We start from the raw sequence: 24368 nt of genomic DNA, 5'->3' as shown, positions 1-24368 counted from the left end.
CTTCAGGAGGGGGCGTCGCCGTCGTTGTTTCCGCGCTTGCGGGGGAAGGCGGCACCGGCGTCAAGGGAGTGCTGACACAGGCGTTAACGGAAGACGGCGCACAGGTGCGCCTATATGGTTAGCTAGGAGCTACCCGTACGCCGGGCATTCCGCGGCCATGACCCTACCCGGCTGGCTGTCCACAAGCATGGAAGGCTGCTGTCGATACAGTGGAAAAGACATTGAAGATCATCGTCCTGGTCAAGCATGTACCGGACGCCCAGTTCGACCGTCACCTCAACGGGGAGGGCTACACGACGGACCGTGATGAAAGCATCCTGTCCGAGCTGGACGAATATGCCCTCGAGGCGGCACTGCAGCTGGCAGAGGCGCGCGGCGGCAGCAAGGCGGGCAACCAGGTCATCGCGCTGAGCATGGGCCCCGCCGGTGCGGTCAACTCGGTCAAGAAGTCCCTTCAGATGGGCGCCACCGAGGGCGTGCACCTGACGGACGATGCCCTGGCAGGCTCCGACGCGGCGGCCACGTCACTGGCACTTTCGGCAGCTGTCCGGTACCTGGGCCAGGATGCGCCCGTGGACCTGATCATTACCGGTATGGCCTCCACCGACGGCGAGACCTCCCTGGTCCCCGCGCAGCTGGCCGAACGCCTTGGCCTTCCCCAGGTCACGTTCGCTTCCTCCCTGGAGGTGGACGGCGGACGGCTCGTGGCGCGGCGCGACGCGGACACGAGCTCGGAAACCGTCGAGGCAGCCCTCCCGGCGCTGGTGTCGGTGACGGATCAGATCAACGAGCCGCGGTACCCCAACTTCAAGGGCATCATCGCCGCCAAGCGCAAGTCCATCACCACCCTGTCCCTCGCCGACATTGGAGTGGATCCCGCCCAGGTGGGGCACGCAGGTTCGTGGACCACAGTGACCAATGCCGAGGAACGGCCGCCGCGCACCGCCGGCACCATCATCACCGACGAAGGCGACGCCGGCATCAAGCTGGTTGACTTCCTGGCCGCCCAGAAGCTGCTCTAAGAGGGAACATCGACATGGCAAAAGTACTTGTTTTTATTGACAACCCCGGCAACTCGCTCAAGAAGAGCAGCCTTGAGCTGCTGACGCTGGCACGTTCCCTAGGGGAAAGCGTTGTTGCCCTGAACGGGGAACTGCACAACGACGTAGCAGCTGCTTTCGGCGAGTACGGCGTCAGCGCTGTCCTTCGCCCCTCCGCGCAGGACCTGGACGACTACCTTGTGGCACCCAAGGCCGCTTACCTTGCGGCCGCAGCGCAAAGCACCGGGGCCGCCACCGTGCTGCTCGACAACTCTCCGGAGGGCAAGGAAATTGCCGCCCGCCTGGGAATCCGCCTTAACGCCGGTGTTATTACCGACGTTGTCGCCGTGGACCCTGACGGAACAGCCCACAAGTCGGTTCTCGCCGGTTCCTATAACACCGCGTGCAAAACCACCACGCCCGTGTCCGTGCTGACCCTCAAGGCCAACAACGTGGTCCCGGAGCCGGCTGCCGCACCGAGCACGCCGGAAACCGTCACGGTTGACGTTCCGGTGGGCAGCACTGAAGCCGCGGCCCGGATCACCGCCCGCGAGCAGAAGGTTGCCAGCGGCCGCCCGGACCTGACCGACGCCCGGATCGTGGTGGCCGGCGGACGCGGCCTCGACGGCGACTTTGGACCCGTCGAGGAACTCGCAGACGCACTGGGAGCGGCCGTGGGAGCCTCACGTGCAGCCACCGACGCCGGCTGGATCAGCCATGACGCCCAGGTGGGGCAGACCGGCAAGACCGTTTCCCCGCAGCTGTATATTTCCGCAGGTATCTCCGGTGCCATCCAGCAGAAGGCCGGCATGCAGACCGCAAAGGTCATTGTCGCGGTGAACAAGGACGCCGAGTCCCCCGTGTTCGAGATCGCGGACTTCGGCATAGTCGGGGACCTCTTCGATGTCCTCCCGCAGGCCACTGCAGAAATCAAGAAGCGTAAAGGCTGATTATTGGCTGCCTTCACTGCGCAGGCGGAGAGCCCGTTCAACCCGGCCACGGACCGGATTGGACGGGTGCTCTGTTTTGCGGCCCACCCGGACGACATCGATTTCGGTGCTGCCGGCACCATCGCGGCCTGGACGGCGGCAGGTGTGCAGGTCAGCTACTGCATCATGACCGACGGCGACGCGGGCGGTTTCGACCCGGCGCACCGGGCGGACATCATTGCCATGCGCGACGCCGAACAGCGCCGCGCTGCCGAACTGGTCGGGGTGACCGACATCCACTACCTCCATCAGCGTGACGGCTACCTCGAACCGTCGCACGAGGTGATGCGTGGAGTGGTGAAGCTCATCCGCGAAATTCGTCCCGACGTCGTACTTGCTATGCATCCGGAACGGAACTGGCGGCGGATCCAGAAAAGCCATCCGGACCACCTTGCCGTGGGGGAGGCCGTGACACGCGCGGTTTATCCGGCGCTGGAAAATCCGTTCGCCTACCCCGAACTCGCCGAGGCCGGGCTGGAGGCGTACAAGCTTCCGTGGCTCTGGCTGTACGCGGGGCCGGACGAACGGGAAAACCACTTCGTTGATGTCACCGAGCACGTGGACGCCAAACTCGACGCCATCCATGTACACGTCAGCCAGCACCCGGACGTCGAGGCCATGGAATCAGCAGTACGCCAGGGCATGCACGCCAATGCTGCCCGTGCCGGGCTTCCCGCCGGGCACAGCGCTGAAGCGTTCCATGTAGTAGCGGTCAACGGGCCCGGAACCATAGCTGGTTTCTAGGGGACCGGTGTTCTGAATACACAAAAGGCGCCCCGCGGCTTTCATTCCGGATTTCCGCTGGGCGCCTTTGTGATGCTTTGCTGGCCGGTGCTACGCGTCCAAGGGGGCGGCGGCGACGGTGGGCAGGGTGGGGGACTCGGAGCCGCCGACGGGCTCGACGGTGATCCCGAGCGCTGCGGCAGAGGAGATTCCCTCCACTACTGCGGGTTTGGAGAGTGCTTCCGCGTCCATCAGCCCCTGCGAGACAGGTGCTGACCCGTCCTTGGGAATCAGCCACATCTGGTAAACCTTGCCCTCGGGCGGAGCAGGAACGTCTTTCATCCTGACAACGGCTGCGTCTTGGGACGAGGAAATCTGGACGGTGGCAGTACCGCCGCCGGCAACGTCCACCGAGGCCTCCCGGAGGTCCCCTGCACGGACCACCTGGTTCAGGGGGTCGTTCTGGTCCGCAATGTAGGAGCCGACGCCAACTCCGCCCAGGGCTATCGCTGCTGCCGCTGCGATTCCGACGAGCCAGCGGCGGGCGCCACCCGGACGGCGCTGTTCCTCACGGCGCTGCCGGGCCCGGGCCAGCTCGTCATTGGAATCTTCCCCGACGCCAGGGAAGGAGGCGGAGCCGGCGGAAGGAGCGGGCGCGACGGTGTCCCGGCGCGCGTCCTGAGCGGGCAAATGGGCGGGCAGCTGCGCCGGCAATTGGGCTGTGATCCGGTCGAAAAGGTCAGCCGGCGGTTCTTCCTCCGCCTTGAACGTGCGCGTCAGCGTTTCCCTGGCTTGGCGGACGCGTTCGTCGAAGGAGTCCCGTTCCGCCGGCGGTGCCGTTGAAATATACTGCTCGATGGTACGGCGTTCCTCGTCCGTCACTGCATCCATAGCGTACAGTTCGGCCAGGTCAACAGCACGGCCGGAGGCGAGGTCAGCAGAGACGGTATCGCCGAAGGCGCCAGAGCGGCTGCGTCCGTTATTCATTTCGGTCATTTCAACTCACCCCCAGGCAGGTCTTCAAGCGGATTAGTCCGTCGCGGATGCGGGACTTGATGGTGGGAACTGCGGCGTTCAGGCGTTCTGCGACTTCGCGGTAGGTGAGCCCGCCGTAATAGGCGAGGCGAACCGATTCCTGCTGCGTCTCGGTCAGCGTGCCAAGACACCGGACCACGGCCTCTGCTTCGAGCCTGCTTCCCACTTCGTCGGACACGCTGTCATGGTCGATGTCCTGGGTGCTGGCACCGTACCGGGCTTCACGGTCGGTGGCCGACTGGGACGACCGGACCTTGTCCACAGCACGCCGGTGCGAAATGGTCATGAGCCACGCCAGCGGGCTGCCGGCGGCCGGATCGAACTTGGCCGCGTTCTGCCAGACCTGCAGGAATACCTCCTGCGTCGTGTCCTCGCTGAGCTCAGCGTCTACGAGGACCCTGCGCGCCATACCGTAAACACGCCGGGACGTCAGTTGGTAAAACTCCGCGAATGCCGTACGGTCGCCGTCGGCTATCTGCTGCAGCAGGGCAACAAGTCGCTGGTTGACGTCGGCCGGCGTTTCCGCCACCGTGGCCGGAGCCTCGGAATGAGGCGCGTTGGGAGTTTCCATCACTACCAAGCATAAGTCTCCAGGAGATGAATCCTTAGCAGTGCCGCCGGGGATGCGGTGGCCTGACCTGGAACCTTCCCGGAGAAGTGTCACCTGCCGCTCCTTAATCGCTGTGGAATGTTCTCAGGAGTTATTCGGCGCAGCTGCGGAGGCGGATTGGCCGGGGCCCAATATTGTTTGGCGGCGCATTCCGGCAGCATCCTGCCGGGCGGAGTGAAGCGGACCCGCGGCCCTAGATCCGTGCGCCGGCGAATCCCTGCTGGCGCCAGGCTTCGTAGACGGCGATGGAAGCGGCGTTGGCGAGGTTGAGCGAGCGCAGGGCGGGCAGCATGGGCAGCCGAACGGTGGCAGTGACGTGGGAATCCGTTTTCAGTTCCGGTGGCAGGCCCACGGATTCCCGGCCAAACATCAGGACATCTCCCGGCTGGTAAGCGATGTCTGCGTAGCTGGCGGTTCCGTCCGACGTAAAGGCATAAACGCGTTCCGGTTGGAGGTGCTGCCAGGCGGCTTCCATGCTCCGGTGCACTGTGACGACGGCGAGGTCGTGGTAATCGAGGCCGGCCCGGCGGAGCTTCGCGTCCGAGAAGTCGAATCCCAGGGGCTCCACCAGATGCAGTTCAGCGCCGGTGATGGCTGCCAGGCGGATGGCGTTGCCGGTATTGCCGGGGATTTCGGGGGCGTGGAAGAGGATGCGGAACACCATCCCATCCTAGTCAACGCCGTCAGTGCATGCCGCGCAGCAACCTGGCCAGTACAGGAACGTTGACAGTGTTCGGAGCCGGACCGGACGCGAGGAACTCTTTCAGACCCCGGACCATGCCCGCGGCATTCACAACGCGGACGGTCTCCAGTGCGCCGGCCGAGCGGCGATGCTGGTCGATTACCGGCTCGTGAAGATTCCCGCCCGGGCTATGCACCACCGTCCAGCCGGTGACATTCAACTCCGGAAAAATGTCCTGCATGGCACGGACTACGAGCGCCAGCTGCGGCGGGGCAACAGAGCGTCCGCCGTGGTTCAGGGTCCTGCCGTCCCAGGCATAGGCGCCCTTGGGCAAAAGCATGGAGCCGATCAGCGCCAGCCGGTAGCCGGACAGCACGGCGTGGTCGATGTGGCTGTTGTCCGCCGGTGACTGGAGCCCGTTGATGAGCCTCGCCGCCGGTATGGCGGGGAGTACCTGGCGGGTCAGGAGCTGGACGGTGCGCATCTCGCGCTGGATCCGCGCTTCGGCCCCGAAGATCCCGCGCTTCCGCGGCATGCCGTGAATCTGCTGACTAGCCTCAGCCAGCGGGATCAGGGGAACTATCTCACCGTCCGCGGGATCGTAGGGCGGAACGTAGACCGGAGGGTCTCCGGCAGTGTTGCGGCTGCCGCCGGTCCTGTGCACGGTGGCCGAAGCCCGGCTGCCCGCCGGCGGTGCATCAAAGTGCGGCTCCGAATCCTGGTTTACCCCGGCAGTGCCGGCCGCGTAGGAGCGGTCGTAGGCTTTCCGGCGTTGTGGATCAATCAGGGTTTCGTAGGCGCTGGTGACCCGGCGGAAAGCGGCCGCGTCCCCGCCATGGTCGGGGTGGGCAACGCGGGCGGCGCGCCGATAGGCCACCTTAATTTCCTTCTCGGTGGCGGTGACTGCCACACGAAGCACCTGGTAATGCGAGCTGCTCTCGGTCAAGCACTCATCCTTCTGTCGGTATGGCCAGTCCGCGGGGGCAGCCCTGTCGGCCCAGCTTATCGGCCCTTGCCCTGACAACGATCGTGTCGGCGTTCCGGGTTCCCGGCCGCCTGTTGCCCATTCGGACAGGCGGGGACGGCGTTTAGACTCTTGGGGATGACGGCCGCGGGGGCCGGGCAGGGAGTGTACTGGGGAGCGCATGCAAAAGCCGACGACGGCGGGCCGGGCCCGCAGGGTTCGTGCGGGAAGAGTGCCGCTGGCCGCTGCCGTGCTGAGTGCCGTGTTTACCGGGGGCTGCAGTGTTGGCGTTCCTGACCCTGCGGCGCCGGAACCCGTGGAAAGCGTGGCGGTGGTTGCCACGCCCACCATCACTCCGGGCCATGACGCCGAGGCAGTGGCGGGGCAGGACCTGCCCTTCTCCGCGGGCGGCATCCTGGCCCCTGGAGTACCGGTGGGGATCTCGGACGGTCTGAAGGACGCGCCCGGCTGGACGATGGTGAAGGACGATGTTGCCGGCGAAAGCCAGTATCGAAAGGCGGATGGCTGCCTGGTGGCCGCAAAGGTCCGGACCAGCCAGTCTGTGCTGGCCCGGAACGGCGACCACGAGTCCACTGTTGCTCTGTTTCAGTACCTGGATCCCACGATCCTGCCGGACTACCTCAAAGCCGGGACGCTGCGGTGGGGAGGGGATGACTCCTCCCCGGGCCGCTCGGTTGAAGTGCTGGTTCTGGAACAGGCTGCCTCGGCCGGAGACAGGGCCACAGCGGTGCTGGCCAGGCTTTTTGGAACTGCGGAATCATCGGTCTACGTTTCCGTGTCATGCCCGGACCCAGCATCCCTGGCCGCGGCACGCGATGACGTGGCCAGGTTCCTGCCGGTGCTGCCGCCTTCGGCCTAGCTGCGGGAGGGCTTGTCGGTCCGCCGGGACAACCGGTAGAGGGCCAGGGCGCCGACGAGTAGTCCAAAGTCACGAAGTGCCACGTCGAAGAAGGCTCCGAGCAGCAGCAGGTTGAGGATGATTCCGCCCAGCCAGGCGGCCACGAGGAGCGACCCGAACTGCGGACGGACGGCTACGGCGATACCGGCAACAATTTCCACCACCCCGACGACGTACATCAGGGTTGGGGCGGGCAACGGCACCAGGGCCGTGGCTTGCGGTGCGAGGTAGGTGGTCCAGTCCGCGAGGATATTCGTGAACTTATCCAGTCCGAAGACGATGGGTGCGACGGTAAAAACGGTCCGCAGCAACAGGAAGGCCTGCCGGGCCGGCTCCACGGTTGCGGTGGCGTTGGCGCGCAGTGCTGATGTGGTTTTCACAGCTGACTCCTTCTAAAAATAGGTAATGCTATTTTAGAATCCGGACGGGTCTATAATCAATACATCTTGACTTTGGATTGGTGGGCAATGAGCAAACTTTCCTGGGCCGGCCGGATGGCCGCACTCGCCTCCCTTGGTGATGAAAAGCGCCGCCAGCTCTTTGAGCTCGTTGCGGTTTCCCCGGGAGCCGTAGGCCGGGACGAAGTGGCCGGTGCCACCGGAATTCCCCGCAGCACTGTCTCCTTCCACCTGGACCGGCTGGTGCAGGACGGCCTGCTGGCGGTTGAGTTCCACAAGCCGCCGGGGAAGTCGGGGCCGGGCTCGGGCCGCCCGGCCAAGATGTACCGTCCGGTTGCAGGTGAAATCGGGGCGTCAGTGCCGGACCGGAACTACGACCTCGCCGGCGAGCTGATGGCAGCTGCGATCGAACGGTCCACCACCGGAGGTGAGCCAGTCGGCGATTCCCTGCCTGCCGAGTCATTCCGGAAGGGCCGCTCCCTCGCTGAAACGTCGGAGACCCTGGAGGACTTCCTGGTGCAGTCCGGCTACCGCCCGGAGCCGGATGGCGACGGCGGTTTCCGCCTGCCAAACTGTCCTTTCCACCGCCTTTCCGATGGGCATCCGGGGGTGGTGTGCACCATGAACGGTGCTTTCCTGAGGGGCGCCGCAAGCCACTTCGACGCCTCCTCGGACCGCGTCGCACCTGTAGACCTGCCCGGCCACTGCTGTGCCAGGATCATGCCGCCTGCCTAAATTCGCCAAAAGCTGCGGCCCCGGACCTGTGGGGCAGGACGGCTAGAATTACAGGGTGCCCGTTTACCTCGACCATGCAGCCACCACCCCTCTTTCTCCTGAGGCGTTGGCTGCCCTGACGCGTGAACTTGCCCGCACCGGAAATCCGTCCTCCCTTCACGGCTCCGGCCGCAGGGCACGCCGCACCGTGGAAGATGCACGGGAAGCCCTCGCCGCAGCGGCAGGCGCCCATCCCTCCGAGGTGATCTTCACGTCCGGTGGCACCGAATCGGACAACCTTGCCGTCAAGGGCCTGTACTGGTCCCGGGTCGGCGAAAACCCCGCGCGGCGGCGCATCCTGTGCTCCGCCGTCGAACACCATGCAGTGATGGACACGGTGGAGTGGCTGGAGCGGCACGAGGGCGCCGAGGTCACCTGGCTTCCTGTCGACGGCGGCGGGTTGGTGGACCTGGCGTTCCTGGAGGCTGAGCTTTCCCGTGACCCGGACACCATCGCCCTGGTGACGGTGATGTGGGCGAACAATGAGGTAGGAACCATCCAGCCCGTCGAACGCGTGGTGGAACTGGCGCACGCCGTGGGTGTTCCCGTCCACTCCGACGCGGTCCAGGCGTTCGGATCACTGCAGGTTGATTTCAAGGCATCAGGCCTGGATGCCATGTCCGTCTCCGGGCACAAGATTGGCGGACCTGTAGGAGTGGGCGCCCTGCTGCTCGGAAGATCGGTGAAACTCACCCCGGTCCAGCACGGCGGAGGCCAGGAACGGGACGTCCGCTCAGGCACCCTGGACACCGCCTCCATCGCAGCCTTCGCCGCGGCGGCCGAAACCGCCGTCGCGAACCTTGGCACTGAATCGAAGCGCATCACCGCACTCCGCGACCGGCTGATCGAAGGCGTCCGCGAGCAGGTGCCGGAAGCAGTCCTGCGCGGTGCACCCGCCGCCGGCAGGCTCCCCGGCAATGCCCACTTCACCTTCCCGGGCTGCGAAGGGGACTCCCTGCTGTTCCTCTTGGACCTGGCTGGTGTGGAGTCGTCCACCGGGTCAGCCTGCACTGCGGGCGTGCCGAGGCCCTCGCACGTGCTGCTCGCGATGGGACTGGACGAGGAAACAGCGCGCGGCGCCCAGCGGTTCACTCTGGGGCACTCCTCGAAGGCAGAGGACGTCGATGCGCTGCTGGCCGCCCTTCCCGATGCCTACGTGCGGGCGCGGCAGGCAGGAATGGCCGGCCACGAGTCCTCCATCCAGACGGCCGGTACCGTTGCCCGGCAGGGTTTGGGCGCTCGCTGACCGTGCATTTGCCAGAGGCCGTAGAATAGATAGGCCAAGATCGTTTCCCGTGAGCCTGCCTGAGTTTTCGGCAGCAGGTCCAGCCAGCACCGTCCGGCACCACACGGACAAGAGCCGGAAACACCCCCAACAGAAAGCCAGTATGCGAGTCCTAGCAGCCATGAGCGGCGGAGTTGATTCCGCCGTCGCCGCCGCCCGCGCCGTCGAGGCGGGGCACGACGTCGTCGGGGTCCACCTGGCGCTCTCCCGCATGCCCGGCACGCTGCGGACCGGAAGCCGCGGCTGCTGCACCATCGAGGACTCCCGGGACGCCTGGCGCGCCTGCGACGTCCTGGGCATTCCCTACTACGTGTGGGACTTCTCCGAGCGCTTCAAGGAGGACGTTGTCCAGGACTTCATCGATGAATACGCCGCGGGCCGCACCCCCAACCCGTGCATGCGCTGCAATGAGCGTATTAAGTTCGCGGCGCTGCTGGAAAAGGCGATCGCCCTGGGCTTCGATGCCGTCTGCACCGGACACTATGCCAAGGTCATCGAGGACGCGGACGGCAACCGCGAACTGCACCGCGCCGCTGACTGGGCAAAGGACCAGAGCTACGTCCTGGGCGTCCTGACCCACGAGCAACTCAAGCACTCCATGTTCCCGCTGGCCGACACACCCTCCAAGGCTGAAGTGCGTGCGGAGGCTGAACGCCGCGGACTCTCAGTGGCCAACAAGCCCGACAGCCACGACATCTGCTTCATCCCCGACGGCGACACCGCCGGCTGGCTCGCCGAAAAGATCGACATGACCACCGGCGACATCGTGGACGAAACAGGTACCAAGGTGGGGGAGCACCCCGGCGCCAACGCCTTCACAGTGGGCCAGCGCCGCGGCCTGAAACTGGGCACACCCGCCGCCGACGGCAAGCCCCGGTTTGTCCTTGAGATCCGGCCCAAGGAAAACAAGGTGGTGGTTGGTCCCGAAGCCCTGCTGGCCATTGACGAAATCAGGGGCATCAAGGTGTCCTGGGCGGGCTTGCCCATTGCGGAAGTGGAAACAGGCGGGATCTTTGACTGCTACGCCCAGGTCCGGGCGCACGGCGACCCGGTCCCCGCGACGGCCCGCATGGAAGCTCAGGAAGAAGGTGCCGGCGCTGAACTGGTGGTTCGGCTGACTACGCCGCTGCGGGGCGTTGCCCCCGGGCAGACCGTGGTCCTTTACCAGGGCAGCCGGGTACTGGGCCAGGCCACTATCGACGCCGCACGCTCACTCCAGCGCGCCGCGCTCTAAAACCATCCATTCCACACGCCGCCCCGGTTCAACCGGGGCGGCGTTCTTCGCTGCGCCGCCGGCAAATGAGAGCACCGCATCATTCAGGTAAATTTTGTGTCTCAACTCACAAAATGGCCCGTGTTGGGGGTTGACTCTCTGATTGAATCTAGGCATCAGCACAGCGCGCTCCCGCCGAAGCAAAGGCACCCTGCAGCGACCGGCGGGCCGCGTATTCATCGAACAGAAAGTTCACAGATGACGAAGAGCAACAAGGCACTGCACGGCGCGATCGCGCTGGCAGGCATCTCCGCACTCGCATTGACTGCCTGCACGGGCCCCTCAGGCGGCGGCGGAACCTCCACCGGTGATGCCGGCGGCGGGGCCATCACCTACGGAACCACTGACAAAGTCGTCACGCTGGACCCCGCCGGTTCCTACGATGGCGGCTCGTTTATGGTGATGAACCAGATCTATCCCTTCCTGCTCAACTACAAGCCTGGCACCGCCGATGCCACCCCGGACATCGCTGAGTCTGCTTCCTTCACCAGCCCCACCGAATTCACTGTGAAGCTTAAACCGGACCTGAAGTTCGCCAACGGCCACACCCTTGACTCCTCCGACGTCGTTTTCTCATTCAACCGCGTGAAGGCCATCGACGATCCCAACGGCCCCGCTTCGCTCCTGGCCAATATGGAGAAAATCGAAGCGACGGACCCCAACACGGTGGTGTTCACCCTCGCCGCCGGAAACGACCAGGTGTTCCCTGGCGTCCTCGCCTCCAACCCGGGACCCATTGTGGACGAGGAAGTCTTCCCCGCGGACAAGATTATGGACGATGACGCCATCATCGCCGCTAAGCCCTTTGCCGGCCAGTACACGATTGAAAGCTACAAGAAGAACGAGCTGGTCAGCTTCAAGCCCAACCCGGACTACCAAGGGATGCTGGGCGCAGCCGCCAATGACGGCGCCACGCTCAAGCACTACGCGGACCCGAACAACCTGAAACTCGACGTCCAGCAGGGCAACATCGATGTCGCAGGCCGCATCCTCACGGCAACCGACGTGGCCGACCTGGAAAAGGACTCCAAGGTCAAGGTCCACAAGGGCCCCGGCGGGGAATTGCGCTACATGGTCTTCAACTTCGACACCATGCCGTTCGGCGCGAAGACTCCCGAAGCCGATCCCGCGAAGTCGCTGGCCGTGCGCCAGGCCATCGCGCACCTCGTTGACCGCGACGTCATCGCCTCCCAGGTTTTCAAGAACACCTACACTCCCGTCTATTCCTACGTCCCCAAGGAATTCGAGGGAGCTGCGGAACCGCTGAAGAGCCTTTACGGTGACGGCAGCGGCAAGCCCAGCCTGGACAAGGCAAAGAAGGTCCTGGCCGACGCCGGCATCACCTCCCCGGTTGACCTCAAGCTGCAGTACACCGACCGATACGGCACGTCCGCCGCAGACGAGTATGCCCTCGTGAAGGAACAGCTCGAGAAGTCCGGCCTCTTTACCGTGGACCTCAAGTCCACGGAGTGGACCACCTACACGAAGGAGCGCCGCGCGGATGCCTACCCGGTGTACCAGCTCGGCTGGTTCCCGGACTACTCGGATGCGGACAACTACCTGACCCCGTTCTTCATCCCCGGCAACTTCCTCGGCAACCACTACGAGAACCCTGCCGTAACGGACATCGTCAAGAAGCAGCTGGTAACCACGGACAAGGCGGAGCGGAGCGAACTGCTCGGCCAGGCCCAGGAAGCAATCGCCAAGGATCTCTCCACGCTGCCGCTGCTGCAGGGTGCCCAGGTGATGGTGGCCGGAACGGATGTCCAGGGAGTCGAAAAGACCCTGGACGCGTCGTTCAAGACCCGTCTTGGCGTGATGTCCAAGTAGGTCCGTCGACCATCCGGTTCTGACCGCACACGGGGCGGGACGTGATGCGCCTGCAGCCAGGTGCACGTGTCCCGCCCCGTCTGCTGGTCACGGTTGCTGCACTCCTGCTGGAGCTGCAGCGCCGGCAACGACAACTTTAGGTACCCATGACAACACTCATTGACGCGCCCCCGAGCGACGCGGACGGCCTCCTCCCGGCCACCAAAAAATCTTCCGGCGGGGGACTGGGCCAGTACATCCTGATCCGTTTCCTGCTGATCTTCCCCACGATCTTCATCCTGGTGACCATGGTTTTCTTCCTGATGAGGATTACCGGTGACCCCATTACTGCGGCCATGGGCGGGCGGCTGCCTGCCGACCAGCTTCAGGAGCGCATCCAGGCGGCCGGCTACGACCGGCCCCTCCTGGTCCAGTACTTCGAATACCTCGGCCAGCTGGCCACGGGCAACTTCGGCCGCACACTCACGGACAACCGGGCCGTCGTCGAAATGCTCTCAACCTATGGCTCAGCAACACTGGAGCTAACCATCAACGCACTGCTCGTCGCCCTCCTGGTAGGCATCCCGCTCGGCATGGTCGCGGCGCACCGCCGGGACAAGGCGCCTGACGCCGTCCTGCGGGTCTTCGCCATTCTTTGCTACGCCACCCCCGTATTCTTCGCGGGCATGCTGCTGAAGCTGACCTTCTCGGTGTGGCTGGGCTGGCTGCCGGTTGCCGGCAGGGCCAAAACATCCAGCGAACTGGCCCTGACATCCCTGGAGGCCCCCACCGGGATCTACTGGCTGGACGCGCTCCGAAGCGGAAACATGGCAGCGCTCAGCGACGTCATGGCCCACGCTGTTCTGCCTGCGGTGGCGCTGGGGCTCCTGACAGCCGGAATCTTCCTCCGACTTGTCCGGACCAACGTCATCGGGACCTTGGGCAGGGATTACGTGGAGGCCGGCCGGTCCAGGGGAGTGAGCGAATACCGCCTGGTCACCAAGCACGCCTACAAGCCCGCCCTGATCCCGATCATCACCGTGATGGGGCTGCAGATCGCCGTAATGCTCGGCGGCGCCGTACTCACGGAGAAGACCTTCGAGTGGAAGGGCCTGGGATTCCAGCTGGCGAACTACCTCACAGCGCGTGACTTCGTCGCCGTCCAGGGCATCGTGGTGCTGCTCGCCATCATCGTGGCCATGACCAACTTCATCGTGGACATCATCGCCGCGCTGATCGATCCCCGGGTGAGGTACTGACATGAGCATTCCAACCGTTCCCATCCCCATGGAAAGCCCCCGGGCGCCCTGGTACCGGCGCCTGCCGGTCGTCTCGCACTTCAGCAAAAGCGTGGGCCTCCAGCGCGGCATGCTGGTGGCAGGCCTGATCCTGACCGGAGCTTTTGTCCTGACGGCGCTCTTCGCCCCGCTGCTGGCGCCCTACGGCTTCTCCCAGCTGTCCGACGCCGATGGCAACTTCCCCACCCAGCAGGCCCCGGGCGGCAAGCACCTTTTGGGTACAACCGTAGGAGGCTACGACGTCCTGTCGCGGGTGATCTGGGGTGCGCAGACCGCCATCCTGGTGATTGTCGTCGCCGTGGCCATGTCCATCGTCGTCGGCGTCGTCCTTGGCTTGGTCAGCGGCTACCTGGGCGGGTGGCTCGACCGCATCCTGGTGGTTATCGCCGACGCCGTCTACGCCTTTCCGTCGCTGCTGGTGGCCATCGTGATGGCCATCGTTATCAGCGGGGGCCAGTCCAGCCTCGTCGGCGGCATCTTCGCCGCCGGCACTGCCATCACGCTGGTATTCATTCCGCAGTATTTCCGGGTCATCAGGGCTGAGACCGTGAGGTTGAAGGCTGAGCCGTTCGTAGAGTCCGCCAAGGTGGTGGGCGCCTCCAACATCCGCATCATGAGCCGCCACATCTACCGCAACGCAACCCGTACCCTGCCGCTGATCTTCACCCTCAACGCCTCCGAAGCCATCCTCACCCTTGCCGGACTGGGGTTCCTTGGTTTTGGCATCGAACCCAGCTCGGCCGCGGAATGGGGCTTCGACCTCAATAAGGCGCTTGCCGACACTACCTCCGGGATCTGGTGGACCGGCATGTTCCCGGGCCTGGCCATCGTGCTCACCGTGGTGGGCCTGACCCTGGTGGGCGAGAGCATCAACGACCTCAACGATCCGCGCCTGCGCGGACGCAAGAGCACAGGCGGCAGCTCCCCGGCGCCGGTGGACAACGCCGCCATGGCAATCGAAGGCAGGACATTATGACGATCAACATTGATCCACTGTCCGGACGGCATGCAGGCGAAGGCCAGTCCGACGGCGGCCTCCCGGTTCTCGACATCGACCACCTCCAGGTCACTTTCGCTACCGACGGCGGTCCCGTCCATGCAGTCAAGGACGTCAGCCTGGAGGTGCGGAAAGGCGAAGTCCTCGCCATCGTGGGGGAATCCGGGTCCGGCAAGACAGTCACCGCCAAGGCCATCCTGGGCCTGCTCCCGGAAACGGCCAGGAGTTCAGGGGCAGTGGTGATCAACGGAGCCGACGTGATCAGTGTCAGCGCCGCCCGCCTCCGCCAGATCCGCGGCCGTGACGTGGCAATGGTTTTCCAGGAACCCTCCACGGCGCTGAACCCGGTGTTCACCGTGGGCTGGCAGATCGCCGAAGGTATCCGGGCCCACGCGGGCAGCGGCGGAAAGCGGGTTTCGGCCAGGGAAGCCAAGTCCCGGGCCGTTGAAGCGCTGCGCAAGGTGGGCATCCCGGATCCGGAACACCGCGTCAACTATTATCCGCACCAGTTCTCCGGAGGACAGAAGCAGCGGGTGGTGATCGCCGCGGCCCTGGCACTGAATCCCGGCCTGATTGTTGCCGACGAGCCCACCACCGCGCTGGACGTCACGGTCCAGGCAGAGATCCTGGAACTGCTCCGGGACCTGCGGGACAAGTACGGCACGTCCATTGTGCTCATCACGCACAACATGGGTGTGGTAGCGGACCTCGCCGACCGCGTGGTGGTGATGTACCAGGGGGACGTCGTCGAGGAGGCGCCCGCCAGCACCCTCTTTGCGGAACCGCGGCAGGACTACACCCGAAAGCTGCTCGCCGCGGTACCGCACCTCGGGCATAACTCCGCGTCACAAGGACTGACCGCCCGGGCGCACCAGGAAGAGGAAGTCCTGGTCGAAGCCAACAACCTGACCATCGAGTACCCGGGCAGGCTCGGAACACCGGCGTTCAAGGCCGTGGACCGGGTCAGCTTCACCCTTTCCCGGGGCGAAGTGTTCGGACTGGTGGGGGAGTCCGGTTCCGGCAAAACCACCATCGGGCGGGCCATCGCGGGCCTGAACAGGACCACCGGAGGCAGCCTCCGCGTGCTGGGCTACGAGATGCTGAACCTTCGGGAGCGAACCTTCAAACCGCTCCGGAAGGACATCGGCTTTGTGTTCCAGGACCCTGCTGCTTCCTTCAACCCGCAGCTGAGCATCGGGGACTGCATCGCCGAACCCATGGTCATCCACACGAAGCCAAGCCCGGCGCAGGCGCGCAAACGCGTCGGCGAGCTGCTCGAATCAGTCCAGCTGCCGGCGTCGTACGCAGGACGGTACCCGCACGAGCTGTCCGGAGGGCAGCGCCAGCGGGCATCCCTGGCGCGGGCCCTCAGCCTCAACCCGCGGCTGCTGATAGCTGACGAGCCGACGTCGGCCCTGGACGTTTCAGTGCAGGCCAAGGTCCTGGAGTTGTTCAAGGACATCCAGGAGGAGTTCGGCTTCGCCTGCCTCTTCATCAGCCACGACCTCGCCGTTGTGGACATCCTGTCCTCTTGGGTGGGCGTCCTGTACAAGGGCAGGCTGGTGGAGCAGGGGATCGGAAGCCAGGTGATGGGAAACCCGCAGCATGACTACACGCGGCGGCTCATCGCATCCCTTCCCGTACCGGATCCGCAGGAACAGGCGAGGCGGCGGGAAGAACACCGGGCGCTGCTCGGCACCTGATGCGCTGACCCTGAGCCTGCACTAAGCGCCGGTGCCGGATACCGGCACCGGCGCTTAACACCCGGTTGAAACAGGAGCCCTCCCATAGACTTGAACCATGACGCAGCACAACCTCCACGCTCCTGACTCCGATGACTACGACCCCTCCGCCAGTTCATTGGCCGGCCAGGTGGACAACTCGGTGATGGCTGAGCTGCTGTCCATCCGCTCCAGCATCGACAATATCGACGCCACCCTGGTCTATCTCCTGGCTGAGCGCTTCAAGGCAACCCAGAAAGTCGGGTTCCTCAAGGCCACGCATCGGCTGCCCGCAGGCGATCCGGGGCGTGAGGCCGCCCAAATTGCCCGGCTGCGCAGGCTGGCCGAAGACGCCCACCTGGATCCTGCCTTTGCAGAGAAGTTCCTGAATTTCATCATCGGCGAGGTCATCCGGCATCACGAGGCGATCGCCGAAGACCATGAGGCCGCCTCGGGGCAGCACCCGCAGGCATCAGCACTCGCGTGAGGACCGGAGAACGGCACGAAGCCGGGTCCGGCGCAACGCGCGGGAACGAGGCGCCGCCGCGGGAGGTAACGGCTACCGGACTTGGGCCCTGGCCCGGCGAGGACCCGGTGGAGGCGGCAAAAATCATCCGGGGCGAGCTGGGCAGCCCCCATCTGCCATTCCTCGCCGAACTGCCGGACCGGGGCGTGGGGTCAGATGCCCTGGGCCGCACCGCTTGCCTTCTCGAGGAGTTGGCCGTGGACGTCCAGCCTTATGGTTGGCGGCTCGTGGACCGTCCCGGCAAGGACTTCCGCCGCGCTGCCTCGGCCCTTGCCACTGACATCAACGTCCTGGCCGATGTGGCCGGTGCCGAGGAGAAACCGGCTGCGGAGGTCAAGGTCCAGCTGGTGGGTCCGCTAAGCCTTGCGGCCGGCCTCCACCTGCACAACGGCGAGCGCGCCCTCATGGACTACGGCGCCCGGCGGGACCTCGCAGCTTCCCTGGCTGCTGGCGTCGGCGCTTATCTTTCCAGGGTCTCGGCAGCAGTTCCGGGTGCCCGGCTGGTGGTCCAGGTGGATGAGCCTGACATCGCAGCCGTCCTGGCCGGCAGCATTCCCACGTCCAGCGGCTACCGCACGTTGCGTGCTGTTGCGGCCTCCGAAGCGCGGGAGTCCTGGCGTGTTGTTTTGGACGCTTTGCGGGCCGCCGGCGCCGCCGAGATCGTTATTGCCGTTCCTGAAATTGAAGCGCCTTTCGAACAGGTCCTCGCGGCCGGAGCCGACGGCATTGCTGTTCCACTGAAGGCGCTGACTGCCCGGCAATGGGAGCAGCTGGCCGGAGCCGTGGAAGCGGATAAACGCCTGTGGATCGGGGCGCTGGACTTAGCGGCGAACTCACTGCCCCGGGTGGCTGACTGCGTCGAGGCGGTATGGCGCCCGTGGCGGCAGCTCGGCCTGCCGGCAACGGCCCTCAGCACGGTACGCGTCACGCCCTCTGCAGGACTTGCCGGCCGCAGCCCGGCTGAGGCTACGGCGGTCCTGGGCCGGATCACGCAGCTCGCCGATGGGCTGAACCAGCTGGCGCAGGGCTAGGAGCGTCAGACCCGGTTTTCCCAGCGGTCCGGCTGCGCGTACCGCGGCAGGAAGCTCTGGGCGGCGCTCCCGCCAGTGTATGCACGCAGCCTGTAGTCAAAGCTGCCGGCATACACCAGCACCAGGCCGATCTGGGGCTGGATCACCTTGACCTGGATGTGGTGCTTCCCGTTGCCGCCTTCGGCCGGGTCCCACCACTGTTCGGCGTAGGCTTTGGCGTCCAGGGCGGCGGGGAGGGGGATGCGGAGGGGGCCAAGGAAAAGCCTTGAGGCTTCGGAAACGCCGCGGAGCCGCCCCTGCGCTGTCACGCTCAGGTTCAGGTCCGTCACCAGCCGCCGGTACCTCCCCACGTAGTCCACCAGCCGGGGTGCCCCGTTGTGGCGGGCCACGCTGGTGGTGTCCTGGAAAATCCGGGTACGCCCCGGGAAGCGGATTTCCCGCCGCGCCGTGAGGCTGGAACGGCCAAAGGGATCCTGGTGCGCGTGGTTTTCGATCCGGAACGGAATGTTCTCCCCGTACTCGGGAAAAAACGCTTCCTCCCCGCCGGTCAGCCGCAGCAGCGGACGCAGCCAGTCCTGGCGGCAGCCTACGACGTCGAACGTGCCCTCGCCCACGCCGTACTGGCCGCTGCCCGGCACCAGGGCAAAGTACTCCTGCAGTTCGGGCTGCAGCCGGCTGAAGTCCGAACCCAGGGCCTGCTGGTAGATCGGTAAGTTCATGGGGGACCTCCTCGTGAGCGGGGCACGGACAGCGATAGGGACTTCACAATCTACCTGCAGCCTTGAGCCTGATGTACATATCCGCCAGCTGTGGCGGGAGTTCCTGCGGCTCGGCATCCACCACTTCCACGCCATGATTCCGGAGCTCGGCGGTGACTGCTGCGCGCTGCAAAAGCGCGCGTTCGGCGGCGGCAGCGCGGAAGACACCGGCGGCACTGTCACGTTCCCGCAGCATCATTCCGAGCTGGGGGTCCCGGACGGCCGCCACCACCACCACGTGCTGGCGGGCCAGTTGCACCGTAGTGGGAATGAGGCCCTCCTCCGGCGCGCCGCCTTCCAGGGAGGTCAGCAGCACCACCAGGGACCGGTGGGCGGACACAGCCCGTACCTGCCCCGGGATTGCCGACCAGTCCAGTTCGATGAGTTCGGCTTCCAGCGGGGCCATCGCCTGGACCAGCTGGCCCAGGAGATTGCCCTGCCCGGCAGATCCCGTCCTCGCCCGGGTCCGGCGGTCAAAGGCCAGGAAATCCACCCGGTCGCCGCCCCTTTCGGCAAGGACTCCCAGCAGGAGGGCCGCTTCCATGCCGGTATCCAAGCGGGGCTCGTCGTCGATCCTTGCTGCCGAGGTCCTGGAAGTGTCCAAGACCATCACAACGCGCCGGTCGCGTTCCGGCCGCCAGGTGCGAACCACAACGGAAGACCGGCGGGCCGTTGCCCGCCAGTCGATGGACCGGACGTCGTCGCCGCGGACGTAGTCACGCAAGGAATCAAACTCCGTGCCGGCACCCCTGATCTGGACGGCGGCCTTGCCGTCGAGCTCGCGAAGCTTGCGCAGTTTGGACGGCAGGTGCCGCCGGGAATTAAAAGGAGGCAGGACCCGCAGTACGCCGGGGCAGTCGATGGTCCGCTGCCGGGCTGCCAGCAGCAATGGTCCGTAGGAGCGGACGGTGACGTGGGGGGCCTTGAGGTCTCCGCGTCTGGCAGGCTGCAGCCGCACACTGCTCCGCCGGCCTTCGCCTGCCGGAACGTTGATGTCCTGAACCGGATTTTGGGCCCCTGCCGAGGGTTGCCAGGCATCACGCAGGGTTCCGCGCAACCGGCGCCGTCCATCGTTCCGGACAGTAAGCACAGAGTCCGCGGTCCCGTGCAGGGTCACGTTGCCGGGCTCCCGGCGCACCACCCGGACGTGGCGGAGCGAACCGGCGAGGGCCAGATCCACGGCTGCCAGGGCAAGCAGGCAGCCGGCCACGAGGCAGACCGTTCCCCATCCGGGCAACAGCAGGACCGGCACCAGGCCCAGCAGCACCAGCACCACAAAACGCCCGGAAATGGCCATCAGCGTGGAACGGGTACGGCAGCGAGGATGCTGGCCAGGACATCGTCCACCCGCACCCCGTCCATCTGCGCTTCAGGCTGAAGCGTCACCCGGTGCCGCAGGCAGGGCAGGGCCAGCGCTTTGACGTCATCGGGTGTGACGAAACCCCGTCCCGACAGCCAGGCCCAGGACCTTGAGGTGTTCAGCAACGCCGTGGCACCGCGGGGCGAGACGCCCAACTGGAAGGATGGTGCCGACCGCGTGGCCCGGGCAAGGTCCACAATGTAGCCGATAATTTCGGGCTCGACCGCAACGGTGGCCACCGCCTGCCGGGCCCGCTCAAGGTCCGCCGCACCTGCCACCGGCCGGACGCCGGCCGCTGCAAGGTCCCGCGGATCGAAACCGGCGGCGTGGCGCCGGATGACTTCCATCTCGTCCCGGCGCTCCGGCAAGGGCATGGTGAGCTTCAGCAGGAAACGGTCCAGCTGTGCCTCGGGGAGGGGATAGGTGCCCTCGTACTCCACCGGGTTCTGGGTGGCGGCTACAAGGAATGGCGAGGGCAGCGGCCGCGATACGCCGTCCACTGAGACCTGCCGCTCCTCCATGGCCTCGAGCAGCGACGCCTGGGTCTTGGGCGGGGTCCGGTTAATTTCGTCGGCGAGCAGGAGGTTTGTGAACACCGGGCCCTCCCGAAACGAGAACTCGGAGCTGTGGGAGTCGTACACCAGGGAACCGGTGACGTCACCCGGCATCAGGTCCGGGGTGAACTGCACCCGTTTGGTGTCAAGGCTCAGGGCCGCGGACAACGCCCGCACCAACAGGGTCTTGGCCACACCCGGCACGCCTTCCAGCAGCACATGCCCCTGTGACAGCAGGGCAATCAGCAGGCCGGTGACGGTTGCATCCTGCCCCACCACCGCCTTTGCCACCTCATGGCGCACGTCCAGCAGCGCCTGACGGGCGGAATCATGGGTATTGTCAAGGACCCGGGGGCCGCTGCCTTGTTCGCTCATCGGCTACTGACCTCTTTCTCTAGGGTGTCCAGTTCCTGCGCCCAGGCAACAAGCCGCGGCTCGCTGCGGGGACGTTCGTTAAGCAGTTGTTTGATGTCCTGGGAGGGCCGGTCCAGGAACCGTGCCGTCGCTTCCGCAGTGTCGTCCGCGGTGGTACCTGGCCCCAGCCGCAGCTTCCGGGCCAGCCGCACCAGCGTACCGGCCCGAAGGTTGTCCCGTGCCTGGTCGATCGCATGCGAGTCGTGGTAGAGCCGGGCCCTTCCCTCTGCCGTCTCCACAGCCTTGACCACCACGGGCAGCGGCTCGAAAACCAGGGGTCCGTGGCGCCGGCCCCGCCAGAGGATTGCCGCCAGGGCCACCAGGGCGAGCCAGAGGCCAAGGAAACGGGCCCAGTCCGGTGCGAGCTCGTCCAGCGTTTGCGGGGAACCGGATGTCTCCAGGTCCTCCACGGACGGCAAGTACCAGACCAGGTCCGCTGAACCGCCCAGGGTCCGGATCGCGAGGGCGGCGTTGCCCAGTTCGTCGAGCCGTTCGTTACTGAGGATAGCCGTGCTGCCCAGGACTGAAACGTGCCCGTCGCCGCTTACGGTCAGCAGCCCGGCGGCGGAGCCCGTGGGCCGGTAGCAGGACGTCCCGCCGTCGTACACGAAGCCGGACTCGCCGGAGACGGCACCGGCGGCTTCCGCATCGGCGAGCGCGCAGCCGGGCTCCAGGACTGTTGATGCCTCAGGCACCACACCGGCCTGGCTGATGCCGCTGTCCAGCGCGGCGAGCGTCTGCAGCCGGGGCGATACAACTACCACGCGATTCGCGGCGCCGGACAATTCGCGCAGCCGGGAGTCATCCAGGAACCCGTCCCGGTCGTACAGCAGGAGCGTGGGGGAGTCGCCGTCGGCAAGGGCGGCCATTGCGTCTTCGAACGTGTCGGCGTCCCGGACGTCAACCCCGTGGCGGCCTAATATTTGGGTGACAGCCCGTGCCCCCTCTGGTCCGGGGTTATGGACGGACAAGGAAACACCGTCGCCCTTGGGGGCGAGTTGTCCCCAGATGACCAGTCCCAAGGCCACGGCCACGACTGCTGCCACTGCAGCAAGGGCGCGGTGCCTGCGTAGCCACCGAAGCGGACTCCTGCCGGCACCCCCGGTTTCGGCGCTGTGGTTCTCCCTGACCGTAGCCTCGGAAACCATCCCGGTCATGGCAGCGCCGCCGGATCCTGCTGCAGGGCGCCCTTTTGCTGGTCCAAATTCTTGGCAGGCTTGGTTGCCTCGAGATGTTGGTCCAGGCCGGCTATCGCCTGGTAGTCAGAGTTGCCCGCCGTCCAGCTTCCGTAGCGCACTGCGTCGAAAGTCCTGGCTGCCTGGTGGAGGCGTGCCGCTTCAGCCGGGAACGGGACGGACAGGGCGAGGACCACTTCATCAGCGGTCCGGCCCGGCTGCGGATCGAGGACCGTACGGTCTTCCGCGGAACGGACCAGCGCGCGGAACCGGTCGACGACGGCGTCCCCCCAGTTGCCTGCTGCGGCCGAGGCTTCCGCGCGCAGCCGGTAGTCGGAAGCTGTCAGTTCAGTATCCGGCTCGAAGACTTCCTTACGCTGCCGCGTCTTCGGGTTCAGGCGGGGCCGGGCCAGGATCACGGCGACGGCGATGATTACCGCGATGACGATTCCGATCACCGGGCTCGGCACCGGTCCCGGTTCGCCGGCGGGCCCGTCCAGGGACAGCAGCCAGTCCAGGAAACTTCGCCACAACGATTCCAGCCAACCCGGCTCGGCGTCCCGGTACTCGGATTTGGCGAGTTCCTCAGTTGCCCACCGCCGGGCTTCCTCGGCCCCCGGGAGCACCGGAGGTTCAGCGGACATTCGGCCAGTCTCCGCCGGGGCCCGTCCCGGGGAGAGGGCCCGGCCCCGATGCAGTCATCCCGCGTCCGGGGATTCCTTCCGGATCGGCGCCGGTTTCCAGCAGGCGGAGCAGCGCGATGTCCAGCCCGTCCTTCCGCATTCGAAGATCCATATAGATCAACGCCATCACAGACGTTTGGAAGGCATAGCCGACTGCGCCGATCAGTGCGCCCAGGACGGCAGTGGCCACACCGACTCCCACGGCGATGGCGACGTCCTGCTCGGTGCCGCCGTGGGGCGAGATGAAACCGCCCAGGAAGGTGGGCAGCAGGCTCACCGGGATCATCACCACCTGCCCGATGATGCCCACCAAGATGCCCACCACCAAGGTGATTCCGAAGATCCGCCACCAGTTGGCGCGGGTGAGTGCCCAGGAGCGGCGCAGGCCATCAAGGGCGCCAAGTTCTTCAATGACGACGGCGGCAGGGGCCACCATCAGCTTGATGTAGATCCATACGAACACGGCAATAAAAGCCGGCACCAGGGGAATGAGCAGCAGGGCTCCCATGCCTTCCAGGCCGGCGACCAGCCCCACGGCGACCGCTGCAATGACCAGAAACCCGAGCAAGCCCGCAACCATCATCAGCGCGGCCATGCGGACCAGCGCCCAGGCCCGCGAACGTGCCAGGCCCCACATTTGCCGGAAGCCGGTGGGGCGGTTGAGGATGGACCGCGCCACGGGCACCACCATAGCGCCCTGGAGCACGGCCGAGATAAAAAGCGTCAGGACTACTACCAGCAGGATGGCGGCCAGAAATCCCAGGCCGAGGGAGGCAAGGTCGGCAGGACTGGCGTTCTCCGCCCAGGTTTCGACGGAGACCAGGGAGGTGGCTGTCACGGCCGTGATCACTGCGGCGAGGATGGCTGCGAGCGATTGCGCGAGGACGGCGGCGCCCAGCATGGCCTTTGCGTTGCGCCGGATCGTCTGGAAGGAGCCGTCCAGGATCTCACCGAACATCAGGGGGCGCAGCGGAACGATGCCGGGTTTGGGCGGGGCCACGTAACGGGGCTGGCCATAGGGTTGCTGGCCATAGCCCGGGTACTGGTACGGGGACTGCGGTGCGCCCCACTGCTGCTGCCCTGGCCCGGGGCCCCAAACAGGCTGGCCGCCCCATTCAGGCTGTTTGTTCCACGCGGGTACCGCACCCCAACCGGCCTGGCCGTAAGTGGGCGGTTGGCTGTCAGCGCCGGGGCCTTGGCTACCGGCGCCGCCGCCTTTAGCGGACCGGTCCCAGCCCTGGGGCTGTTGCGCGCCCGGATCTTCTTGTGACACCCTTGTTCCTTCCCCCGTAGCTGTGCCCCGGCTGTCGGCGCCCGGGCTGCAGCACACGGTGGGCACCGGGAACGTCC

At 66.0% G+C, this 24368-nt stretch carries 24 protein-coding genes; 13 read left to right on the top strand and 11 right to left on the bottom strand.

What is annotated here, in order from left to right:
* Positions 1-221 precede the first annotated feature (221 nt).
* The 3 genes from AC5RUQ_RS07055 to AC5RUQ_RS07045 are packed head-to-tail and all read left to right on the top strand — an operon-like array spanning position 222 to position 2773.
* Complete coding sequence (locus tag AC5RUQ_RS07055; RefSeq protein WP_163162895.1) at positions 222-1022, top strand: electron transfer flavoprotein subunit beta/FixA family protein; 801 nt, start codon at positions 222-224, stop codon at positions 1020-1022.
* Positions 1023-1036: 14 nt separating this feature from the next.
* Entirely contained in the window at positions 1037-1990 is a 954-nt protein-coding gene (locus tag AC5RUQ_RS07050; RefSeq protein WP_493946648.1) for an electron transfer flavoprotein subunit alpha/FixB family protein, read from the top strand.
* Positions 1991-1993: 3 nt separating this feature from the next.
* A complete protein-coding gene (locus AC5RUQ_RS07045; protein ID WP_493946647.1) occupies positions 1994-2773 on the top strand; it encodes a PIG-L deacetylase family protein in 780 nt (259 codons plus the stop codon).
* Between the two features lie 90 nt (positions 2774-2863).
* Here AC5RUQ_RS07045 and AC5RUQ_RS07040 read toward each other — a convergent pair whose 3' ends face one another.
* The 4 genes from AC5RUQ_RS07040 to AC5RUQ_RS07025 all read right to left on the bottom strand — a co-directional run bounded on the left by AC5RUQ_RS07040 (position 2864) and on the right by AC5RUQ_RS07025 (position 6025).
* The gene (locus AC5RUQ_RS07040; protein ID WP_493946646.1) at positions 2864-3748 is read right to left on the bottom strand and encodes an anti-sigma factor; all 885 of its coding nucleotides are present in this window, start codon (positions 3746-3748) and stop codon (positions 2864-2866) included.
* Between the two features lies 1 nt (position 3749).
* On the bottom strand, positions 3750-4358 hold the full coding sequence (gene sigK / locus AC5RUQ_RS07035) for an ECF RNA polymerase sigma factor SigK (RefSeq protein ID WP_493946645.1): 609 nt from the start codon (positions 4356-4358) through the stop codon (positions 3750-3752).
* A 232-nt stretch (positions 4359-4590) separates the two neighbouring features.
* Entirely contained in the window at positions 4591-5058 is a 468-nt protein-coding gene (locus AC5RUQ_RS07030; protein WP_493947180.1) for a tRNA (cytidine(34)-2'-O)-methyltransferase, read from the bottom strand.
* 22 nt (positions 5059-5080) lie between these two features.
* Entirely contained in the window at positions 5081-6025 is a 945-nt protein-coding gene (locus AC5RUQ_RS07025) for a J domain-containing protein (RefSeq protein WP_493946644.1), read from the bottom strand.
* 199 nt (positions 6026-6224) lie between these two features.
* Between AC5RUQ_RS07025 and AC5RUQ_RS07020 the strand changes: the two genes are divergently transcribed.
* A complete protein-coding gene (locus AC5RUQ_RS07020) occupies positions 6225-6923 on the top strand; it encodes a hypothetical protein (protein ID WP_493946643.1) in 699 nt (232 codons plus the stop codon).
* Here the strand turns inward: AC5RUQ_RS07020 and AC5RUQ_RS07015 are convergent.
* Positions 6920-7342 carry a hypothetical protein gene (locus AC5RUQ_RS07015; protein WP_493946642.1) on the bottom strand — a complete coding sequence of 141 codons (423 nt, stop codon included), beginning with the start codon at positions 7340-7342 and terminating at the stop codon, positions 6920-6922. The genes AC5RUQ_RS07020 and AC5RUQ_RS07015 overlap by 4 nt on opposite strands.
* 87 nt (positions 7343-7429) lie before the next feature.
* On the opposite strand from AC5RUQ_RS07015, the gene AC5RUQ_RS07010 reads away from it, so the two are divergent.
* From AC5RUQ_RS07010 to AC5RUQ_RS06970, 9 genes are all read left to right on the top strand, one after another.
* Entirely contained in the window at positions 7430-8095 is a 666-nt protein-coding gene (locus tag AC5RUQ_RS07010; RefSeq protein ID WP_493946641.1) for a helix-turn-helix transcriptional regulator, read from the top strand.
* 55 nt (positions 8096-8150) lie between these two features.
* Entirely contained in the window at positions 8151-9380 is a 1230-nt protein-coding gene (locus AC5RUQ_RS07005; protein WP_493946640.1) for a cysteine desulfurase family protein, read from the top strand.
* Positions 9381-9522: 142 nt separating this feature from the next.
* Positions 9523-10653: a tRNA 2-thiouridine(34) synthase MnmA gene (gene mnmA, locus AC5RUQ_RS07000; protein ID WP_493946639.1), complete on the top strand. Its 1131-nt coding sequence runs from the start codon at positions 9523-9525 to the stop codon at positions 10651-10653.
* A gap of 237 nt (positions 10654-10890) precedes the next feature.
* The gene (locus AC5RUQ_RS06995; protein WP_493946638.1) at positions 10891-12522 is read left to right on the top strand and encodes an ABC transporter substrate-binding protein; all 1632 of its coding nucleotides are present in this window, start codon (positions 10891-10893) and stop codon (positions 12520-12522) included.
* Positions 12523-12668: 146 nt separating this feature from the next.
* Complete coding sequence (locus AC5RUQ_RS06990) at positions 12669-13760, top strand: ABC transporter permease (RefSeq protein ID WP_493946637.1); 1092 nt, start codon at positions 12669-12671, stop codon at positions 13758-13760.
* A gap of 1 nt (position 13761) precedes the next feature.
* Positions 13762-14775, top strand: coding sequence for an ABC transporter permease (locus AC5RUQ_RS06985; protein ID WP_493946636.1), 1014 nt, complete (start codon positions 13762-13764; stop codon positions 14773-14775).
* On the top strand, positions 14772-16499 hold the full coding sequence (locus AC5RUQ_RS06980) for an ABC transporter ATP-binding protein (protein ID WP_493946635.1): 1728 nt from the start codon (positions 14772-14774) through the stop codon (positions 16497-16499). The genes AC5RUQ_RS06985 and AC5RUQ_RS06980 overlap by 4 nt, the downstream gene beginning before the upstream one ends.
* A gap of 97 nt (positions 16500-16596) precedes the next feature.
* Positions 16597-17004, top strand: a complete 408-nt coding sequence (locus AC5RUQ_RS06975; RefSeq protein WP_256248486.1) for a chorismate mutase — start codon at positions 16597-16599, stop codon at positions 17002-17004.
* Positions 17001-18074: a uroporphyrinogen decarboxylase/cobalamine-independent methonine synthase family protein gene (locus tag AC5RUQ_RS06970; RefSeq protein ID WP_493946634.1), complete on the top strand. Its 1074-nt coding sequence runs from the start codon at positions 17001-17003 to the stop codon at positions 18072-18074. Before AC5RUQ_RS06975 ends, AC5RUQ_RS06970 begins: the two co-directional genes overlap by 4 nt.
* A 5-nt stretch (positions 18075-18079) precedes the next feature.
* Here AC5RUQ_RS06970 and AC5RUQ_RS06965 read toward each other — a convergent pair whose 3' ends face one another.
* Genes AC5RUQ_RS06965 through AC5RUQ_RS06940 form a run of 6 tightly spaced genes read right to left on the bottom strand, consistent with a single transcriptional unit; the run spans position 18080 to position 24291 of the window.
* Entirely contained in the window at positions 18080-18793 is a 714-nt protein-coding gene (locus AC5RUQ_RS06965) for a DUF4166 domain-containing protein (RefSeq protein ID WP_493946633.1), read from the bottom strand.
* A 43-nt stretch (positions 18794-18836) separates the two neighbouring features.
* Positions 18837-20129 carry a DUF58 domain-containing protein gene (locus AC5RUQ_RS06960; RefSeq protein ID WP_493946632.1) on the bottom strand — a complete coding sequence of 431 codons (1293 nt, stop codon included), beginning with the start codon at positions 20127-20129 and terminating at the stop codon, positions 18837-18839.
* The gene (locus AC5RUQ_RS06955) at positions 20129-21121 is read right to left on the bottom strand and encodes an AAA family ATPase (RefSeq protein ID WP_493946631.1); all 993 of its coding nucleotides are present in this window, start codon (positions 21119-21121) and stop codon (positions 20129-20131) included. The genes AC5RUQ_RS06960 and AC5RUQ_RS06955 overlap by 1 nt, the downstream gene beginning before the upstream one ends.
* The gene (locus AC5RUQ_RS06950) at positions 21118-22317 is read right to left on the bottom strand and encodes a DUF4350 domain-containing protein (protein WP_493946630.1); all 1200 of its coding nucleotides are present in this window, start codon (positions 22315-22317) and stop codon (positions 21118-21120) included. Before AC5RUQ_RS06950 ends, AC5RUQ_RS06955 begins: the two co-directional genes overlap by 4 nt.
* Complete coding sequence (locus AC5RUQ_RS06945; RefSeq protein WP_493946629.1) at positions 22314-22979, bottom strand: DUF4129 domain-containing protein; 666 nt, start codon at positions 22977-22979, stop codon at positions 22314-22316. The genes AC5RUQ_RS06950 and AC5RUQ_RS06945 overlap by 4 nt, the downstream gene beginning before the upstream one ends.
* Positions 22969-24291, bottom strand: coding sequence for a DUF7847 domain-containing protein (locus AC5RUQ_RS06940; RefSeq protein WP_493946628.1), 1323 nt, complete (start codon positions 24289-24291; stop codon positions 22969-22971). Before AC5RUQ_RS06940 ends, AC5RUQ_RS06945 begins: the two co-directional genes overlap by 11 nt.
* Between the last annotated feature and the right edge of the window lie 77 nt (positions 24292-24368).

The sequence above is a fragment of the Arthrobacter sp. MDT2-3 genome, from assembly GCF_059090465.1.
The sequence above is the reverse complement of the archived record's forward strand: the minus strand, read 5'-3'. Positions and strand labels throughout refer to the sequence as shown.

Excerpts from the sequence above, each read along its gene's own strand:
- AC5RUQ_RS07050 (WP_493946648.1), top strand. The coding sequence starts at position 1,037 with ATGGCAAAAGTACTTGTTTTTATTGACAACCCCGGCAACTCGCTCAAG.
- AC5RUQ_RS06950 (WP_493946630.1), bottom strand. The coding sequence starts at position 22,317 with ATGACCGGGATGGTTTCCGAGGCTACGGTCAGGGAGAACCACAGCGCC.
- AC5RUQ_RS06995 (WP_493946638.1), top strand. The coding sequence starts at position 10,891 with ATGACGAAGAGCAACAAGGCACTGCACGGCGCGATCGCGCTGGCAGGC.
- AC5RUQ_RS06980 (WP_493946635.1), top strand. The coding sequence starts at position 14,772 with ATGACGATCAACATTGATCCACTGTCCGGACGGCATGCAGGCGAAGGC.
- AC5RUQ_RS07040 (WP_493946646.1), bottom strand. The coding sequence starts at position 3,748 with ATGACCGAAATGAATAACGGACGCAGCCGCTCTGGCGCCTTCGGCGAT.
- AC5RUQ_RS06965 (WP_493946633.1), bottom strand. The coding sequence starts at position 18,793 with ATGAACTTACCGATCTACCAGCAGGCCCTGGGTTCGGACTTCAGCCGG.
- mnmA (WP_493946639.1), top strand. The coding sequence starts at position 9,523 with ATGCGAGTCCTAGCAGCCATGAGCGGCGGAGTTGATTCCGCCGTCGCC.
- AC5RUQ_RS06990 (WP_493946637.1), top strand. The coding sequence starts at position 12,669 with ATGACAACACTCATTGACGCGCCCCCGAGCGACGCGGACGGCCTCCTC.
- AC5RUQ_RS06945 (WP_493946629.1), bottom strand. The coding sequence starts at position 22,979 with ATGTCCGCTGAACCTCCGGTGCTCCCGGGGGCCGAGGAAGCCCGGCGG.
- AC5RUQ_RS06985 (WP_493946636.1), top strand. The coding sequence starts at position 13,762 with ATGAGCATTCCAACCGTTCCCATCCCCATGGAAAGCCCCCGGGCGCCC.
- AC5RUQ_RS07020 (WP_493946643.1), top strand. The coding sequence starts at position 6,225 with ATGCAAAAGCCGACGACGGCGGGCCGGGCCCGCAGGGTTCGTGCGGGA.
- sigK (WP_493946645.1), bottom strand. The coding sequence starts at position 4,358 with ATGGAAACTCCCAACGCGCCTCATTCCGAGGCTCCGGCCACGGTGGCG.
- AC5RUQ_RS06955 (WP_493946631.1), bottom strand. The coding sequence starts at position 21,121 with ATGAGCGAACAAGGCAGCGGCCCCCGGGTCCTTGACAATACCCATGAT.
- AC5RUQ_RS07010 (WP_493946641.1), top strand. The coding sequence starts at position 7,430 with ATGAGCAAACTTTCCTGGGCCGGCCGGATGGCCGCACTCGCCTCCCTT.
- AC5RUQ_RS06960 (WP_493946632.1), bottom strand. The coding sequence starts at position 20,129 with ATGGCCATTTCCGGGCGTTTTGTGGTGCTGGTGCTGCTGGGCCTGGTG.
- AC5RUQ_RS06975 (WP_256248486.1), top strand. The coding sequence starts at position 16,597 with ATGACGCAGCACAACCTCCACGCTCCTGACTCCGATGACTACGACCCC.